The organism is Actinomadura bangladeshensis (genome assembly GCF_004348335.1).
GTDB lineage: Bacteria > Actinomycetota > Actinomycetes > Streptosporangiales > Streptosporangiaceae > Spirillospora > Spirillospora bangladeshensis.
The window spans coordinates 93,749-108,484 of the sequence record NZ_SMJW01000002.1 but is presented as its reverse complement, the minus strand read 5'-3'; the positions used below and the strand labels follow the sequence as shown (position 1 = coordinate 108,484).

Here is a 14,736-nt window from a genome sequence, read left to right as displayed (position 1 = left end):
AGCCCCCGCCGCCCCCCGAACCCGCGCCGATGGACGAGAGCGACGAGGTCGACCCCGAAGGCGACGCGGACGCCGACGGCACCGAGGCCGAGATGAACGGCATGGCCCTCATCCAGCGGGAACTCGGCGGCCAGATCATCCGCGAGATCGACAACTCGAACTAGCGGCCGGCGGCGCACGGCCGGCGGCGCGGCCGGCAGGTCGGCGACGGCTCAGCGGTGGCCCAGCACGTTGACCACTCGGCCGCCGGGGTCGCGGACGAAGAACCGGCGCACCCCCCACTCCTCGTCCTGGAGCGGGTGCACGATCTCCGCGCCGCTCTCGCGCACGGCCGCGAAGGCCGCGTCCACGTCGTCCACCTCGACGCTGATGTCGGGGACGACCGGCCCGGTCTTGTCCTCGGTCATGAAGCTGACCTGCGCCGTCGGGTTGGACGGGGAGGCGACCGTCACGATCCAGCCCTGGTTCATGACCTCCTCGAAGCCCAGCAGCCCGTAGAACTCCCGGTTCTCCGCCACGGCCTCCGTACGGATGTTGGGCACGACACGGCGAACAGACATCAGCGACTCCCCATCTGGATCTGACCACTGCCGCCATCGTCTCCCGTGACCCCGCCGCCGTCTTGGACGGATGGCACCCGGGCCGCCAAGATCGTGACGTGCGTACTTACCGCATCATGGCGCGAGCCCGTAGTCTCGGGGGACGGACGTCCGGTGGCTGGCGGAGCGCCAGAGAGAAGGTCCCCGGCAAGGGGGCCGGAAAAGGGAGTGCACCGTGGAACCCGGTGGTCAGTTGAACATGCAGGAGCTTCTGCAGCAGGCGCAGGCCATGCAGGAGCAGCTCTTCAACGCGCAGCGCGAACTCGCGGAGGCCGAGGTGAAGGGCACCGCCGGCGGCGGGCTCGTCACCGCGACGGTCAACGGCCAGGGCGAGGTCACGGGCCTGTCGATCGACCCGAAGGCCGTCGACCCCGATGACCCGGCCGACACCGCGGAGACCATCGCCGACCTCGTCCTCGCCGCGATCCGGGACGCCGCGCGCGAGGCGCAGCGGCTCCAGCAGGAGAAGATGGGACCGCTGGCCCAGGGCCTCGGCGGGCTGCCGGGCGGCGACCTCCCCGGCGGCTTCCCCGGCCTCGGCGGCGGCCCGGGCGGCGCCTGAGCCCGGAGCACCGGGCGCACGGCGTCCATGGCGCGTACCAGGCGTCCAGCACAGACTAGGAAAGGAGGGGTCCGTTGTACGAAGGGGTGGTCCAGAACCTCATCGACGAGCTGGGCAGGCTGCCCGGCGTCGGCCCCAAGAGCGCGCAGCGGATCGCCTTCCACCTGCTCGCCGCCGACCCGGCCGACGTCGAACGGCTCGGCAAGGCGCTCAAAGAGGTCAAGGACAAGGTCCGCTTCTGCAAGACGTGCGGGAACGTCGCGGAGGAGGAGGAGTGCCGGATCTGCCGGGACGCCCGCCGCGACCCGCACGTCATCTGCGTCGTGGAGGAGTCCAAGGACGTCGTCGCGATCGAGAAGACCCGCGAGTTCCGCGGCACCTACCACGTCCTCGGCGGCGCGATCAGCCCGATCGAGGGCGTCGGCCCGGACGACCTGCGCATCCGCGAGCTGATGCAGCGGCTCGCGGACGGGACGGTCACGGAGCTGATCCTCGCCACCGACCCCAACCTGGAGGGCGAGGCCACCGCGACGTACCTCGCCCGGCTCGTGAAGCCCATGGGCCTTACCGTCACCCGTCTGGCCAGCGGCCTGCCGGTGGGTGGCGACCTCGAGTACGCAGACGAGGTGACGCTGGGCCGCGCATTCGAAGGACGGAGGCTGCTCGATGTCTGACACCAACAGCCCGCAGGACTGGAACGCCCTCGCCGAGCGCGTGGCGTGCCACGTCGACAACTACCTGAACGGACTGGAGGCGGTCGCCCGCGGCGACGGCGGGACGCACACGATCCCGCTGCTCCTCCTCGAAGTGTCGCAGGTCATCCTGGCCGGCGCGCAGCTCGGCGCCAGCGCCGACGTCATCCTTCCCGACAACTGGGAGCCGGAGGTCGGCGACGACCCCGACCTCGACGCGATCCGGCAGGGCCTGTCCGAGCGGCTCGTCGCGCTCGACGAGTACGTCGAGGTCTTCGACCCGTACAAGGACACCGAGCCCACGTCGTACCGCCTGTCGGACGACCTGGTCGACGTCGCCAGCGACCTCGTCCACGGGCTGCGCCACTACAACCAGGACCGCCCCCTGGAGGCCCTCTGGTGGTGGCAGTACTCCTACTTCAACCACTGGGGCAACCACGCCGGCGCCGCCCTGCGCGCCCTCCAGGCGTTCGTCGCGAACGCCCGCCTGGACGTCGCCCCGGAGGCGGAGGCCGCGACGGCCTGACCCACGGCGTTCGGACGGTCGGCTATCCGTCCGAGGGGGAGGTCGCGGGCGCGTCCAGGGCCCACGCGACGAGTTCGGCGGCCTTCTCGGCGTCCGGTCCGAGCTGCCCGCCGGATTCCCAGGCGTACTGGCCGAGGTCGCCGTCCCAGACGACGGTCGCCGTCCGGCCCCGGTACCCGACGCGCAGCGCGGAATCCTCCGGCGGCGCCGCGGACACCTGCGGGGCGCGCCGCCGCAGCGCCGCGTACAGCGAGTACAGCGGCCCCCTGCGGACGCGCGGCAGTTCATCGGACGCGGCCATCGGCTCTCCCATCGGCTCGGTCACCGCCGCGCACGCCCCCGCCGGGTCAGGGCGCGGACGCGAACGGCTCACGCGTGGACGAGATGAACCACGGCACCCCGCCGTTACCTAGACGCTTTGCCCCCCTTTCGGGTGGTCCGTGACAACCCGGGGATCCGGCGCTCCGCGACGGGGACGCGCCCGGAAACGACCGACCCCGACCGGAGGCGCGGGGCGCCGGCTCGGTCGGGGTCGGTGACGAGGAGGTCGTTCGGGCCGTCAGGCCACGCGGCCGCGGAAGGTGCCGGCGTTCTGGAAGGCGCCGTCCAGGATGCGGCCGACCTCGTCGAGCTTCTTGCGGACCTTGGCGACGCCGATCGCGCCGCCGGACATGCCGGTCGTGGCGAGGCCGGCGTCGACGACCACGCTGCCGTCCTGCTGCGGGCGCAGGATGATCCGGTACTTGTAGTGGGTGGCGAACGCGCCGAGCAGCAGCGCCTTGGTGCGGCTGCCCTTCTCGATGATGCACTCGCCGGGGTTCTCCCAGGTGAAGCGGAAGCCCTCGGCGCCGAGCACCTGCTCCAGCACGGGACGGACCTGGTCGGGCGTACCGGTCACGTGGATCTTGACGGAATCGGCCATGGTGTTCCTTCGTCAGGGGGTTCCGGCGTCCGCCCGCGGTGGCCGGACGGGGATGCGCGGCGCGTGCGCGCGCGAGATGTCGAGCAGTGAATCATAATCCCGAAAAGGCCGCCGGTGTGGGACAGCGGCCACAGTCGAGTTACCTGGTCGTAATCGATGGGCGGGCGCTCGGTAGACTCGTCCAACGGAACGCCTGACCCCGATCCGAGGAGCGCCCACTCGTGGCTCTAGTCGTGCAGAAGTACGGTGGCTCCTCCGTCGCCGACGCCGATGGCGTCAAGCGGGTCGCCCAGCGCATCGTCGCAACGAAGAAGGCGGGCAACGACGTGGTCGTCGTCGTGTCCGCCATGGGCGACACGACGGATGATCTCATCGATATGGCCAAGCAGGTCAGCCCCTTGCCGCCGGGCCGTGAGCTGGACATGCTGCTCACCGCCGGCGAGCGGATCTCGATGGCGCTGCTGGCGATGGCCATCGCGAACCTGGGCCACGAGGCCCGCTCGTTCACCGGCTCCCAGGCCGGTGTGATCACCGACGGCTCGCATGGCAAAGCCAAGATCATCGACGTGACGCCGGGGCGGATAAGGACCGCGCTGGACGAGGGCTCGATCTGCATCGTGGCCGGCTTCCAGGGCGTCTCGCAGGGCACCAAGGACATCACCACGCTCGGCCGCGGCGGCTCCGACACGACCGCGGTCGCGCTCGCCGCCGCGCTGGACGCCGACGTCTGCGAGATCTACTCCGACGTCGACGGCGTGTTCACCGCCGATCCGCGCATCGTGCCCGCGGCCCGTAAGATCCCGAAGATCTCCTACGAGGAGATGCTGGAGATGGCGGCGAACGGCGCCAAGATCCTGCACCTGCGCTGCGTGGAGTACGCGCGCCGCTACAACATCCCGATCCATGTGCGGTCCTCGTTCAGTCAGAAGGAGGGTACGTGGGTCGTCGACAGCAGCGAGATCGAAGGACAGGACATGGAGCAGGCGATCATCTCCGGTGTCGCGCACGACCGGAGCGAAGCCAAGATCACCGTGGTGGGGGTGCCCGACAAGGTCGGTGAGGCCGCCGCGATCTTCTCGGTGCTGTCCGACGCCGAGATCAACATCGACATGATCGTGCAGAACGTGTCGGCCGCGTCCACCGGGCGGACCGACATCTCGTTCACCCTGCCGTCCACCGACGGGCAGACCGCGCTGACCGCGCTGAACAAGCTCAAGGGCCGCATCGGCTTCGAGTCGCTCCGCTACGACGACCGGATCGGCAAGGTGTCGCTGATCGGCGCCGGGATGCGCTCGCACCCGGGCGTCACCGCCAACCTGTTCAGCGCGATCGCCGACGCCGGGGTGAACATCGAGATGATCTCCACGTCGGAGATCCGGATCTCGGTCGTCGTCGCCCAGGACGACATCGACACCGCGGTCGCCGCCGCCCACCACGCCTTCGACCTCGACTCCGAGCAGGTCGAGGCCGTCGTCTACGGCGGCACCGGCCGCTGACCTTCGCGCGGAGGCCGCGCCGCCCCGGGAGGCTTCCCGGGGCGGCGCGGCCTTTCGCATCCGCCCGGTGCCCGCGGGCGCCGACGTCGCGGTGTTCGCGGTGCCGGACGGGGTGGCCGCCGGGCTGACCGCCCGACGCGGGCCCGCGCCGGCGGCCGGCCCGCCCGCGCGACCGGGACTCCGCGCGAGCGGGACGCCGGGGCGGGGACCTAAAGTGGCATGCGTGACCGAGACGAAGGCCGTGAAGTCCGAGCAGACGCGGGCCGCGATCGTCGAGACGGCGCTGCGCCTGTTCCGGGAGCGCGGATACGAGGCGACGACCATGCGGGCGATCGCGAAGGAGGCGGGCGTCTCGGTCGGCAACGCCTACTACTACTTCGGGTCCAAGGAAGAGCTGATCCAGGCCTACTACGACGAGCTGCAGGACGAGCACGTCGCCGCCTGCCGGGCCGTCCTGGACACCGAGACGGAGTTCGCCTCGCGGCTGCTCGGCGTCCTGAAGGCCCGGGTCGACACGATGGTCCCCTACCACGAGTTCGCCGGGAAGTTCTTCAAGTTCGCCGCCGAGCCGACGAGCCCGCTGAACCCGTTCAGCGCCGAGTCCGGCCCGGCCCGCGACTCGGCGGTCGCGATCTACCGCGAGGTCGTCGAGGGCTCCGATCTGAAGATCGACAGGGAGTTCCGGGCGGAGCTGCCCGAACTGCTGTGGATCTACTCGATGGGCATCGTCCTGTACTGGGTGCACGACAACTCACCGGGCTGCCGCAAGACGTACCTCCTCGTCGAGCGGACGGTCCCGCTGGTGAACCGCATGGTGGCGATGTCGCGCCTGCCCGGCTTCAAGTCGGTGACACGGGAACTGGTGGGCATCATCCGCGAAGTCCGCGCCTGACCCCCTGCACAGGCTCGCCGGGTCAGCGGAAGGTGATGTCCCAGTGGTCCTTCTCGCGGGCGAAGACGGTGCCGTCCGGTGAGCGGTAGAGGCGGGCCCCGTCGCCGCGCGTGCCGGCGGACGGGTAGCGCTTGATCGCCGCGTCCACGCAGCGCCCGGGGGCGATGTCGAGTTTGTAGCCGTTCGCGTGGCTGTAGGTGCCGGGGGCGTGCCCGCGCTCGGTGCCGCCAGTGATGGTGATCTCGCAGCCGCTCGACTCCGCGAAGTCGATCACGCCCTTGATCGTCCCCCACCGGACGCCCTCGAACGACGTGCAGGTCCGGACCGTCCGGTCGGAGCAGCCCCCGGTCGAACGCCACCGGATGCCGCCGGCGCGCAGCGCGGTCTCCGCGAACCGCTGCTCCAGGCGCAGCGACACGGGCAGGTCCGGCGACTTCGGCAGCGTCTCCTGGACCTGCACCGCGGGTTCGGAGTCCGACGGCATCGGCGGACGGGTGAGGGGCGAGGCCGCCGATGGCGGGTCCTGTGCCGGCGTCAAGGGCGTGCTCTCGGTGGGCGTGCCACTGGCCGACGGGTCCGCGAACACGGGGCGGGGAGTCTGCGCGGGCGGCGTCAGGGGAGCGTCGCGGAGGCGCGCATGGGCCGGCATCAGGCGGACGGCGCGGCCGGGCCGGAGCGGCGCCGTGCGCGCGGACGTTGTGCTCGGATGCGCCGAGGTGAGGCGGGCTTCGCGCGTGTCGGCGGATGCCGAGAGGGGAGTGAAGGCCGTCGCCGCGACGGCCAGCGCCGTGACCGCGCCGGTCAGCCGGAAGGCCGGGCCCTGCGGGCTCGGTATTCGGTCGCCGAAGGCGCGTGCGGCGAACGCATGGGCGTGCCGGACGAGCGCACGGGCATGCCGAAGATGTGTCATCTGGGTCCCCCCGATCGGTGCTCTTCGATTACCGGGGGGTAGGCCGGCCGTCATGATCAACGGCCGACCCGAGGATGCCCAAGGTTCGATCTTGTAAACGCGGGGGACGGGCGGCCGCGCCGCCCGTCCCCCGGAGGATCACGACATGCCGAGATGCTTGCGGGCGAAGTTCATCTCCGCCGCCATCTGCGTGATCCGCTCCTCGACGATGAGGGAGCCGTGCCCCGCGTCGTACCGGTACACCTCGTGCGGCAGGCCCAGCTCGGCGAGGCGGCCGAGATAGTTGTCGATCTGCCGGATCGGGCAGCGCGGGTCGTTCTCCCCGGCCAGCACCAGCACCGGCGCCTTGACCGCGTCGACGTAGGTGATCGGGGACGATTCGCGGTAGCGGTCCGGGACCTCGTCCGGCGAGCCGCCGAACAGCGAGCGGTCGAACGCCTGCAGGCCCTCCATCTCGTCCTCGTACGCGGCGACGTAGTCGGCGACGGGGACGGCGGCGACGGCGACGCTCCAGTCGTCCGGCTGCGTGCCGATGCCGAGCAGCGTGAGGAAGCCGCCCCACGAGCCGCCCGTCAGCACGAGCCGGGACGGGTCCGCGAGGCCCGACGCGACCGCCCAGTCGCGGACGGCCTTGATGTCCTCCAGTTCGGTGAGGCCGACGCGGCCCTCGATGGCGTCCCGCCACTCCGAGCCGTATCCGGTCGAACCCCGGTAGTTGACGCGGACGACCGCGAACCCGTGGTCGACCCAGGCGGCGGCGGTCGGCGTGAACGAGTCGTCGTCCTGCGCGGTCGGCCCGCCGTGGACGTCGAACACCGTCGGGTACGGTCGGTCGCCGTCCGGCCTGCTGACCAGCGCGTGGATGCGGCCGCCGGGGCCGTCCACCCACACGTCCTCGACCGGGACGGACGGCGGCGCCGCCGGGCCGGGCGGGGTGAGGACGACCGCGCCCGACGTGGAGCGGATCACCGGCGGCTCGGCGGCGGACGACCACGAGAACTCGACGGTCCCGTCCGGCCGGACGCCGGCCCCGCCGATCACCCCGCGCGGGGTGTCGATCCCGGTCAGGGCCCCGTCGGCCAGGTCGTACCGGTACAGCTCGTCGCGCGCCTCGTGCGAGTGGGAGATCAGCAGCGCCGTCCCGTCCGGGTACCAGTCGGCGCCGATCTCGCCGGGCAGGTCGAGGACGATCTCCCGCTCGGTCCCGGCGACCGGGTCCCAGATGAGCATCTCGTCGCGGCCGCGCCGCTCGTGGTTGACCAGCAGTCGCGAATCGCCATCGACCGGGGCGAATCCGGCGCCGTAGACGCCCTTGCCCGGCCCGTCCCACAGGTCGGCGACCGTGGAGCCGTCGGGGCGCAGCACGCGCAGCGCCATGTGCCGGCTGTCGCCGTGCTCACTGTGGCCGATGGCGATGAGGGTCTCGTCGCGGGAGAGCGCGGCGATGTGGGCGTCCTCTGCGTGGTGGTAGAGCACCTCTGGCTCCGCCCCGGGGCGGCACAGGTGAACAGTGTTGCCCTGGTCGGTCGTCCGTCCGACGACGGCGAGACCACTGCGGCCCAGGGACAGCCCAGACGGATACGACGGCTCCAGCCCCGGAACGGCCGGCTCGCTCTGCATGCCCTCGCCTGAGAAGGGGAGGCGGTTCCATACACCGAACTCGTCGCCGTCCGTGTCGGCGAACCACCACACCCATTCGCCGGACGGGTCGACGGTTCCCATCCACGTCCCGTTGGGACGATCGGTCATCTGGCGCTGCGCACCGGTTTCCCGGTCCCACGCGTAGATCTCCCACGTCCCGGTCACGTTCGACCGGTAGATGCTGCGGTTCGGGGCGTCACGCGCCCATCGGGGCAGGCTCATCCGGGCGGCCCGGAAACGCGCCTTCCAGCGCTCGTCGTCGACCATGCCCCCAGTATCCCGACCGCGCGCCCCGGACGGGCCCGGGGGCGGACGGGCTCAGGGCGGGGTCAGGCGGCCGAGGAGCTGGTCGATCGCGGCGCGGACCTGCCGGTCCATGGCGCGCGCGAACCCCGCCTCGACCGTGACCTGCGCGCCCGGACGCAGCCGGGCGAGGGTCTCGGTGAGTTCGCCGAGGTCCTGGTCGTCGATGCTCTGCACGACGTGCGTGGTGATCAGCCCGACGAACATGGCGGCCAGGTCGTCCATGCTGCGCTGGAGCTCCCCGGCGGCCGACAGCACCGCGTCCAGCGGCACCCCGGCCCGGACGAGCGTGACGGTCGCCTCCAGCTGGCGGCGGCTCCAGTGCGTGATGCGGTCGCCGTCGACCTCGATGTGGCCGAGCTCGATGGCCCGCGCGATGGACTCGGGGCCGATCTCGCCGGGGAACAGCGCGGCCGCCTCGTCCAGCGTCATGGTGACGGGGACCTCGTTCGACCACGGCGCCGTCACCGCCTTCTCGACGCCGAGGAGGGCCTCGATGTCGCGGCCCTGCTCCCACGCCGACAGCAGCTCCCGGATGCCCTCCAGGGTGTGCCCGCGCTCCAGCAGGTTCCCGATCATGCGCAGGCGGGCGAGGTGGTCCTCGGTGTAGAGGCCGATGCGCCCCTCGCGGCGGGGCGGCGGCAGCAGCTTGCGCTCCTGGTAGTAGCGCAGCGTCCGGACGGGGACGCCCGCCGCGGCGGCGAGTTCGCCGATCCGGTACTCGCGTCCCGCGCCCTCCGGACGGTCCTGCGTCGGCTCTTCGCTCACGGGCGTCAGCATAGTTCGCGGCCGGACCCGGTCAGCCCCCGCCGTCCGCGGCGGCGGAACGGGACCGGCGCGGCGGGCGTCGGACCTGCGTCGTCACCGCAGTTGACAGAAAGGCCGCTCATGTCCAAGACCCGTCCCGCCGCACTCGCGCTGGCCGCCCTGGTCGCCGCGTTCGGGCTGACCGCGTGCGGCCAGGACCGGTGGTGCGAGCACGACGCCACCGACACCAAGGTCAGCGACCGCTTCTGCAAGAACGGCACCCCCGGGTACGAGTGGGAGACGGACGGCGGCCACGGCCACAAGACGAATCACAAGAAGACGAAGAGCAAGACGTCCAAGACAAAGTCGCACCGCTGACGGTCACGGGGACCGCCGGACGGTCCTGATCCTGCGTTGTCGGCGCCGGGGCCTCTCGTTCCCGGACCGGTCCCGGCCCGGCTGGGCCGCCGCCTCGGCGGCGAGAAGCTGGCGGAGCGACCGGGGAAGGATGTCCTCGCGTCGCTCGATGAACGGTGAACGCATCGGATTCTCCCTGTTCATGTGGCTTCGTTCGGGAGGGTCAGGCCGCCGTGCCGACGAAGGAGTAGGCGGCGGCCACGGTGTCGAGCGCCCAGCGCATCCGGGCGCGGTAGATCTCCGGGTGGTCGCCCGCCTCCTGCGCGACACTGGCGAGGCAGGCGGAGCTGTCGCCGCCGCAGGCGCCGATCCGGTCGTCGATCGCCGCGCGGACCTGCTCGGCGGTGGGGTGGTCGGACTCCTGCAGCCCGCTGCAGAACAGGATTTCGGCCAGGTCGGAGGCGGTCATCGAGGTGAGGGCCGGCGTGTTCGACATCGTGTGCCTTCTTCCTGCGGAGGGGCCTCGTCCCCCTGCTGCCAGATACGACTCTGCCCGCCGGGCGAAGTCATCGCCATAGGGGAAAACCCCTAATCACGGTGGAGCGATCCCCCGACCGACCTGTTCTGTTGCGCGAACCCGTCCGCGAGCGCCGCCCGGAAGGCGCGCACGGCCGGATGTTCACCGCCGCCCTGGCGGGACGCGGTGGACAGCCGGCGCGTCCGCTGCTCCGCCGGCAGCCGGACGACCCGGACGGTCGGCGGACGCCCCGCCCACACCAGGCCGGGCAGCAGCGCGGCGGCATGGCCCCGCTCCACCAGCCGCAGGTGGAGCAGCAGGTCGGTGGACTCGAACCGGACGTCCGGTTCGAACCCGGCCTCGCGGCACAGCCTCGTCGCCCACTGCCGGGACGCCGTCCCCACCGGCTCCATGACCCACGGGACGCGGGCCAAACCACGCAGCCCGGTGCCGGCGGCGCCGCTCGGGACCGCCAGCCCGATCTCGTCGTCGCCCAGCTCGGCGTACTCGACGCCCGCCGGGCGCGGCCCCGGCTCCCCCGGGTACTCCTCGGTGATGACGAGGTCGAAGTCCCGGGCGAGCAGCGCGGGCAGCGCGCTCTCCGGCTCCCGCTGGGTGATCTCGATCCGCAGCCGCGGGTGGGCGTCGCGCAGCAGGGTGAGGGCGTCCGGGACGAGCGCGAGCGCGGCGGTCTGGAACGCGGCGACCCGCAGCACGCCCGTGATGCCCTCCAGCGACGCGGCGAGGTCGGCCTCCGCGCGTTCGAGCCGCGCCAGCACCGCCTCGGTGTGCGCGACGAGGATCTCGGCCTGCGCGGTCAGCCGGACACGGCGCCCGACCGGCTCCAGCAGCGGGACCCCGACCTCCTTCTCCAGCACGGACAGCTGCTGCGAGATCGACGAGGGGCTGTAGGAGAGGGCTTCGGCGACGGCGGCGAGCGTCCCGCGGTGCTTCAGCTCGCGCAGCAGGCGCAGCCGGTGGAGGTCGAGCATGCGCGGCATCCATTCATCGGTTCTGCTGACGGTTATCGCTCGAAAACATTCGCTGGACCAACCATAGGACGCTACGGAAACGTATCGTCCATGGTCAATGCCCCCGCCGCCTGGTTCAGCCGCCCCGCCGCCCGCGCCTGGACGGGCCCGCCCGCTCCCGCCGGCGTCGCCGCCTTCCACCGGACGCTCCCCGGATACGCCCCGACGCCGCTCGTCGAACTGCCGTCCCTGGCCGCCGAGCTGGGCGTCCGGCGCGTCTTCGTGAAGGACGAGTCGTCGCGGCTCGGGCTCCCCGCCTTCAAGATCCTCGGTGCCTCCTGGGGGATCTACCGGGCGCTTTGCGAAAAATACGGTCTGGCGGCCGGCTCGCTGCCGCCGCTGCCCCGGCTGCGCGCCGCGCTGGGCCCGGTCCGGCTGATCACCGCGACGGACGGCAACCACGGCCGCGCGGTCGCGGCGATGGCCCGCCTCCTCGGCCTGGCGGCCGACGTCTACGTCCCGTACGGCGTCCACCCCGCCGCGATGGCCGCGATCAAGGCGGAGGGCGCCGGGCTGACCGAGGTCCCCGGGCCCTATGACGAAGCGGTGCGGCTCGCGGCGGACGTCGCGGCCTCCGACCCTGAGGCGCTCCTCGTCCAGGACACGTCGTGGCCCGGCTACGAACGCGTCCCCCAGTGGATCGTGGAGGGCTACTCCACCCTCTTCACCGAGATCGACGAACAGCTCGCTGCGTTGGGCGCCGCCCCAGCGGGGCTGATAGCCGTCCCAGTGGGCGTGGGTTCGCTGGCGCAGGCGGCCGTGGCCCACCACAGGTCAGGCCCGGCCAGACCCACCGTGCTCTCCGTGGAACCCGATGCCGCTGCCTGCATCTTGGCGAGCCTCCGCGAAGACGAGCCCGTGACCGTCGAGACGGGGTCGACCACCATGGCGGGCCTCAACTGCACCACCCCGTCCACTCTCGCCTGGCCCGTCCTACGCGCCGGTCTGGACGCGGCCGTAGCGGTGACCGACGCGGAGTCGGCCCAAGCCGCGCACGACCTGGCCGCCGCCGGCATCTCCGCAGGCCCTTGCGGCGCGGCTTCCCTGGCCGGCACCCGCACCGCCTTGGCTTACCGCCACGCACTGGCCCCCGAGCACGGCGACACGATCGTCCTCCTGAACACGGAAGGCCGGGCGGCCAACCCGTCCCTCCCCTGACCGGCCGACCGCCGTTGGCCGGATCGTGCGGTGTGGAAAGATCTGGCCGTTCATCGGGTGGCCGTGCCGGCGTCGTGGCGCTGGAGCATTTGCGGCCTGCTCTGTCGTTGAGCGGGGTGTCTCGGCACGCGCGTATGAGCGTGCGGACGTTCCGTGCCGAGCGCGTCTGATTCTTCCAGTCCCGATTGTTAAGGTGAGCGCGAATGGGCGACGAGGACCGCGAGTACCGGGTCGAGGAGCTGGCGGACGCGGCGGGCATCCCGGTCCGGACGCTGCGCTACTACCAGGAGCGGCGGCTGCTGCCCGCGCCCCGGCGGCAGGGGAGGGTCGCCCTCTACAACGCCTCCCACCTCGGCCGGCTCCGGCTGATCGCCGAGCTGCTGGACCGCGGCCACCGGCTGGACGGCATCGAGGAGCTGATCGCCGCCGCCGACGAGGGCCGCGACGTCACCGAGCTGCTCGGCTACGAGTGGGCCGCCGCCACGCCCTGGGCGGACCGGGAGCCCGCCGAGATGAGCCTGGCGGAGCTGGCCGAGGTGTTCGACGGCCGGCTCACCCCGGAGATCCTCGCGGAGGCGGCCGAACTCGGGTACGTCGCGGTCGAGGGCGAGCGGGTCGTGATCAGCAGTCCGCGGCTGTTCGACGCGGCGGTCCAGCTGTCGCGCGCCGGGATCCCGCTGCGCTCGATCCTCGCGATGAGCTGGGAGCTGGAGGCCGCGTTCGACCGGATGGCGTTCGGGTTCGTCCAGCTGGTCCGGGGCCGGCTGCCGGACCGCCCCGCCGGCGATCCGTCCCCCGAGGAGCTGGACCGGCTGGCCGCGCTGGTCGGGCGGTTGCGCCCGCTCGCCAGGACGGTCGCCGACGAGCATTTCGCCCGCGCGATGGACCGCCGCCTCACCAAGGACATTTCGGAGATCAAGGAGCGAATCCGGCCTACGCGCCGGTAACATACCCCTACCGCATCCCCGCGGGATTGGTTACTCTCGGCCAACAATCCCAGTCGCAACTGGGAATGAGTCGCGAGGGGGTAAGCACGGTGGCAGGGACGAACGACGGCCGGGTGGCAGTGGTGACGGGCGCCGCCCGCGGACTCGGCGCGCTGCTCGCCCGCAGCCTGGCCGACCGGGGCATGAAGGTCGCGCTGATCGGCCTGGAGCCCGCCGAACTCGCCGAGACCGCCGCCGCCTGCGGCCGCGACGCCCGGCACTGGGAGGCCGACGTCACCGACGACGCGGCCCTCGCCAGGGTCGCCGCCGAGATCAAGGCCGTGTACGGGCGGATCGACATCGTGATCGCGAACGCGGGCATCGCCACCGGCGGCCCGGTCGAGTACTCCGACCCGCGCACGTTCAACCGCGTCATCGAGGTCAACCTGCTCGGCAGCGTCGCCACCGCCCGCGCGTTCCTGCCCGCGCTCCGCGAGAGCAAGGGCTACTTCTTCCAGGTCGCCTCGCTCGCCGCGCTGTGCTCGGCGCCGATGATGGCCGCGTACTGCGCCAGCAAGTCGGGCGTCGAGGCGTTCGCGCACAGCCTGCGCGCCGAGGTCGCCCACCACGGCGTCGGCGTCGGCATCGGCTACCTGAGCTGGACGGACACCGACATGGTCCGGGGCGCCGACCAGGACGCCGCGCTCGCGGAGATGCGGGCCAAGCTCCCGTTCCCGACCAACCGCACCTATCCGCTGGAACCGACGGTCGATCGGCTGGTGGCCGGCATCCTGCGCCGCCGCGCGCACGTGTACGGCCAGCGCTGGCTGCCGCTTTTGCAGGCCGTGCGCGGCTTCGTGCCCGCGACTGTGACCCGGCACGCGCGCCGGCACCTCGCCGATGCCGAGTCCCAGTGGCTCGCCGGCGGCGCGGACACCCGCCTGGTCGGCGCGGGCGGTGCCGCCAACGAGACCCGGAACGTCCCATGAAGCCCGACCTGTACCGGTTCCTGGCCGACCGCATCGACGAGATCACCGCGGAGACGGCCGCCGAGATCGCCGCCCGCGTCCCCGCCTACACGCACCTGCGCCCCGGCGAGATCGCCAACCTCGTCGCGGAGGCCATCGCCGTCTACGCCGGGGCGCGCGAGCCGCGCGCCGTGCTGCCGGTGTTCCGCGCGCTCGGCGCCGGCGAGGCGTGCGCCGGGCACGACGCCGGGCACTTCGAGACGGCGCTGCGCACCGGCGCCCGCGTCCTCGTCCGCCGCACGGCCGGCGCCGCGGCCCGCCTCTACCCGCCGACCGCCGAGTTCATCGCCGTGATGGAGACCGCGTTCACCGCCGAGAGCGAGATCGTCGGCGCCGCCGTCGACGGGCACCGGCGGGCGGCGCGCCCCGCCGTGGCGCGCCGCCTAGCTAACGCCGCGAAACGTTGACCTGCGGCGTGTTGTTGTTATG

The 14,736-nt window shown here is 72.3% G+C and carries 18 protein-coding genes; 10 read left to right on the top strand and 8 right to left on the bottom strand.

Translation table 11 applies throughout. From position 1 onward, the window contains the following. Nucleotides 1-212: 212 nt before the first annotated feature. Nucleotides 213-560, bottom strand: coding sequence for a VOC family protein (locus E1284_RS01175; RefSeq protein WP_131936047.1), 348 nt, complete (start codon nucleotides 558-560; stop codon nucleotides 213-215). A 214-nt stretch (nucleotides 561-774) separates the two neighbouring features. Here E1284_RS01175 and E1284_RS01170 point away from each other — a divergent pair, with 214 nt between their 5' ends. From E1284_RS01170 to E1284_RS01160, 3 genes are all read left to right on the top strand, one after another. Further along, nucleotides 775-1,161 carry a YbaB/EbfC family nucleoid-associated protein gene (locus E1284_RS01170; protein ID WP_131936045.1) on the top strand — a complete coding sequence of 129 codons (387 nt, stop codon included), beginning with the start codon at nucleotides 775-777 and terminating at the stop codon, nucleotides 1,159-1,161. Between the two features lie 74 nt (nucleotides 1,162-1,235). After that, on the top strand, nucleotides 1,236-1,835 hold the full coding sequence (recR, locus tag E1284_RS01165; RefSeq protein WP_131936043.1) for a recombination mediator RecR: 600 nt from the start codon (nucleotides 1,236-1,238) through the stop codon (nucleotides 1,833-1,835). Next, a complete protein-coding gene (locus E1284_RS01160; protein WP_131936040.1) occupies nucleotides 1,828-2,379 on the top strand; it encodes a DUF5063 domain-containing protein in 552 nt (183 codons plus the stop codon). The genes recR and E1284_RS01160 overlap by 8 nt, the downstream gene beginning before the upstream one ends. A gap of 22 nt (nucleotides 2,380-2,401) precedes the next feature. Here the strand turns inward: E1284_RS01160 and E1284_RS01155 are convergent, their stop codons facing one another. Together E1284_RS01155 and E1284_RS01150 are read right to left on the bottom strand one after the other, a co-directional pair. Next, nucleotides 2,402-2,752: a hypothetical protein gene (locus E1284_RS01155; RefSeq protein WP_131936038.1), complete on the bottom strand. Its 351-nt coding sequence runs from the start codon at nucleotides 2,750-2,752 to the stop codon at nucleotides 2,402-2,404. A 186-nt stretch (nucleotides 2,753-2,938) separates the two neighbouring features. Continuing rightward, nucleotides 2,939-3,301 (bottom strand): hypothetical protein, encoded by a 363-nt coding sequence (locus tag E1284_RS01150; protein ID WP_131936036.1) that lies wholly within the window; start codon nucleotides 3,299-3,301, stop codon nucleotides 2,939-2,941. 221 nt (nucleotides 3,302-3,522) lie between these two features. On the opposite strand from E1284_RS01150, the gene E1284_RS01145 reads away from it, so the two are divergent. Beyond that, a complete protein-coding gene (locus E1284_RS01145; protein WP_131936034.1) occupies nucleotides 3,523-4,797 on the top strand; it encodes an aspartate kinase in 1,275 nt (424 codons plus the stop codon). Nucleotides 4,798-5,020: 223 nt separating this feature from the next. Further along, complete coding sequence (locus E1284_RS01140; RefSeq protein ID WP_131936032.1) at nucleotides 5,021-5,689, top strand: TetR/AcrR family transcriptional regulator; 669 nt, start codon at nucleotides 5,021-5,023, stop codon at nucleotides 5,687-5,689. A 22-nt stretch (nucleotides 5,690-5,711) separates the two neighbouring features. On the opposite strand, the gene E1284_RS42340 is transcribed toward E1284_RS01140, so the two are convergent. The 3 genes from E1284_RS42340 to E1284_RS01125 form a co-directional block, all read right to left on the bottom strand. After that, nucleotides 5,712-6,599: a hypothetical protein gene (locus E1284_RS42340; RefSeq protein ID WP_207923483.1), complete on the bottom strand. Its 888-nt coding sequence runs from the start codon at nucleotides 6,597-6,599 to the stop codon at nucleotides 5,712-5,714. 138 nt (nucleotides 6,600-6,737) lie between these two features. Then, on the bottom strand, nucleotides 6,738-8,507 hold the full coding sequence (locus tag E1284_RS01130) for a S9 family peptidase (RefSeq protein ID WP_131936030.1): 1,770 nt from the start codon (nucleotides 8,505-8,507) through the stop codon (nucleotides 6,738-6,740). A gap of 51 nt (nucleotides 8,508-8,558) precedes the next feature. Further along, a complete protein-coding gene (locus E1284_RS01125) occupies nucleotides 8,559-9,311 on the bottom strand; it encodes a MerR family transcriptional regulator (RefSeq protein ID WP_243714181.1) in 753 nt (250 codons plus the stop codon). A 120-nt stretch (nucleotides 9,312-9,431) separates the two neighbouring features. On the opposite strand from E1284_RS01125, the gene E1284_RS01120 reads away from it, so the two are divergent. Further along, nucleotides 9,432-9,668, top strand: a complete 237-nt coding sequence (locus E1284_RS01120) for a hypothetical protein (protein ID WP_131936026.1) — start codon at nucleotides 9,432-9,434, stop codon at nucleotides 9,666-9,668. 202 nt (nucleotides 9,669-9,870) lie between these two features. Here the strand turns inward: E1284_RS01120 and E1284_RS01115 are convergent, their stop codons facing one another. Then, a complete protein-coding gene (locus tag E1284_RS01115; protein WP_207923482.1) occupies nucleotides 9,871-10,143 on the bottom strand; it encodes a hypothetical protein in 273 nt (90 codons plus the stop codon). Nucleotides 10,144-10,235: 92 nt separating this feature from the next. Next, entirely contained in the window at nucleotides 10,236-11,156 is a 921-nt protein-coding gene (locus tag E1284_RS01110) for a LysR family transcriptional regulator (RefSeq protein WP_131936024.1), read from the bottom strand. A 90-nt stretch (nucleotides 11,157-11,246) separates the two neighbouring features. Between E1284_RS01110 and E1284_RS01105 the strand changes: the two genes are divergently transcribed. The 4 genes from E1284_RS01105 (at nucleotide 11,247) to E1284_RS01090 (ending at nucleotide 14,714) form a co-directional block, all read left to right on the top strand. Beyond that, a complete protein-coding gene (locus E1284_RS01105) occupies nucleotides 11,247-12,353 on the top strand; it encodes a diaminopropionate ammonia-lyase (protein WP_131936022.1) in 1,107 nt (368 codons plus the stop codon). Between the two features lie 203 nt (nucleotides 12,354-12,556). After that, nucleotides 12,557-13,300 carry a MerR family transcriptional regulator gene (locus E1284_RS01100; RefSeq protein WP_131936020.1) on the top strand — a complete coding sequence of 248 codons (744 nt, stop codon included), beginning with the start codon at nucleotides 12,557-12,559 and terminating at the stop codon, nucleotides 13,298-13,300. Between the two features lie 89 nt (nucleotides 13,301-13,389). Next, nucleotides 13,390-14,268: an SDR family oxidoreductase gene (locus tag E1284_RS01095; protein WP_243714180.1), complete on the top strand. Its 879-nt coding sequence runs from the start codon at nucleotides 13,390-13,392 to the stop codon at nucleotides 14,266-14,268. Continuing rightward, the gene (locus E1284_RS01090; RefSeq protein ID WP_131936016.1) at nucleotides 14,265-14,714 is read left to right on the top strand and encodes a PucR-like N-terminal domain-containing protein; all 450 of its coding nucleotides are present in this window, start codon (nucleotides 14,265-14,267) and stop codon (nucleotides 14,712-14,714) included. The genes E1284_RS01095 and E1284_RS01090 overlap by 4 nt, the downstream gene beginning before the upstream one ends. Nucleotides 14,715-14,736 lie beyond the last annotated feature (22 nt).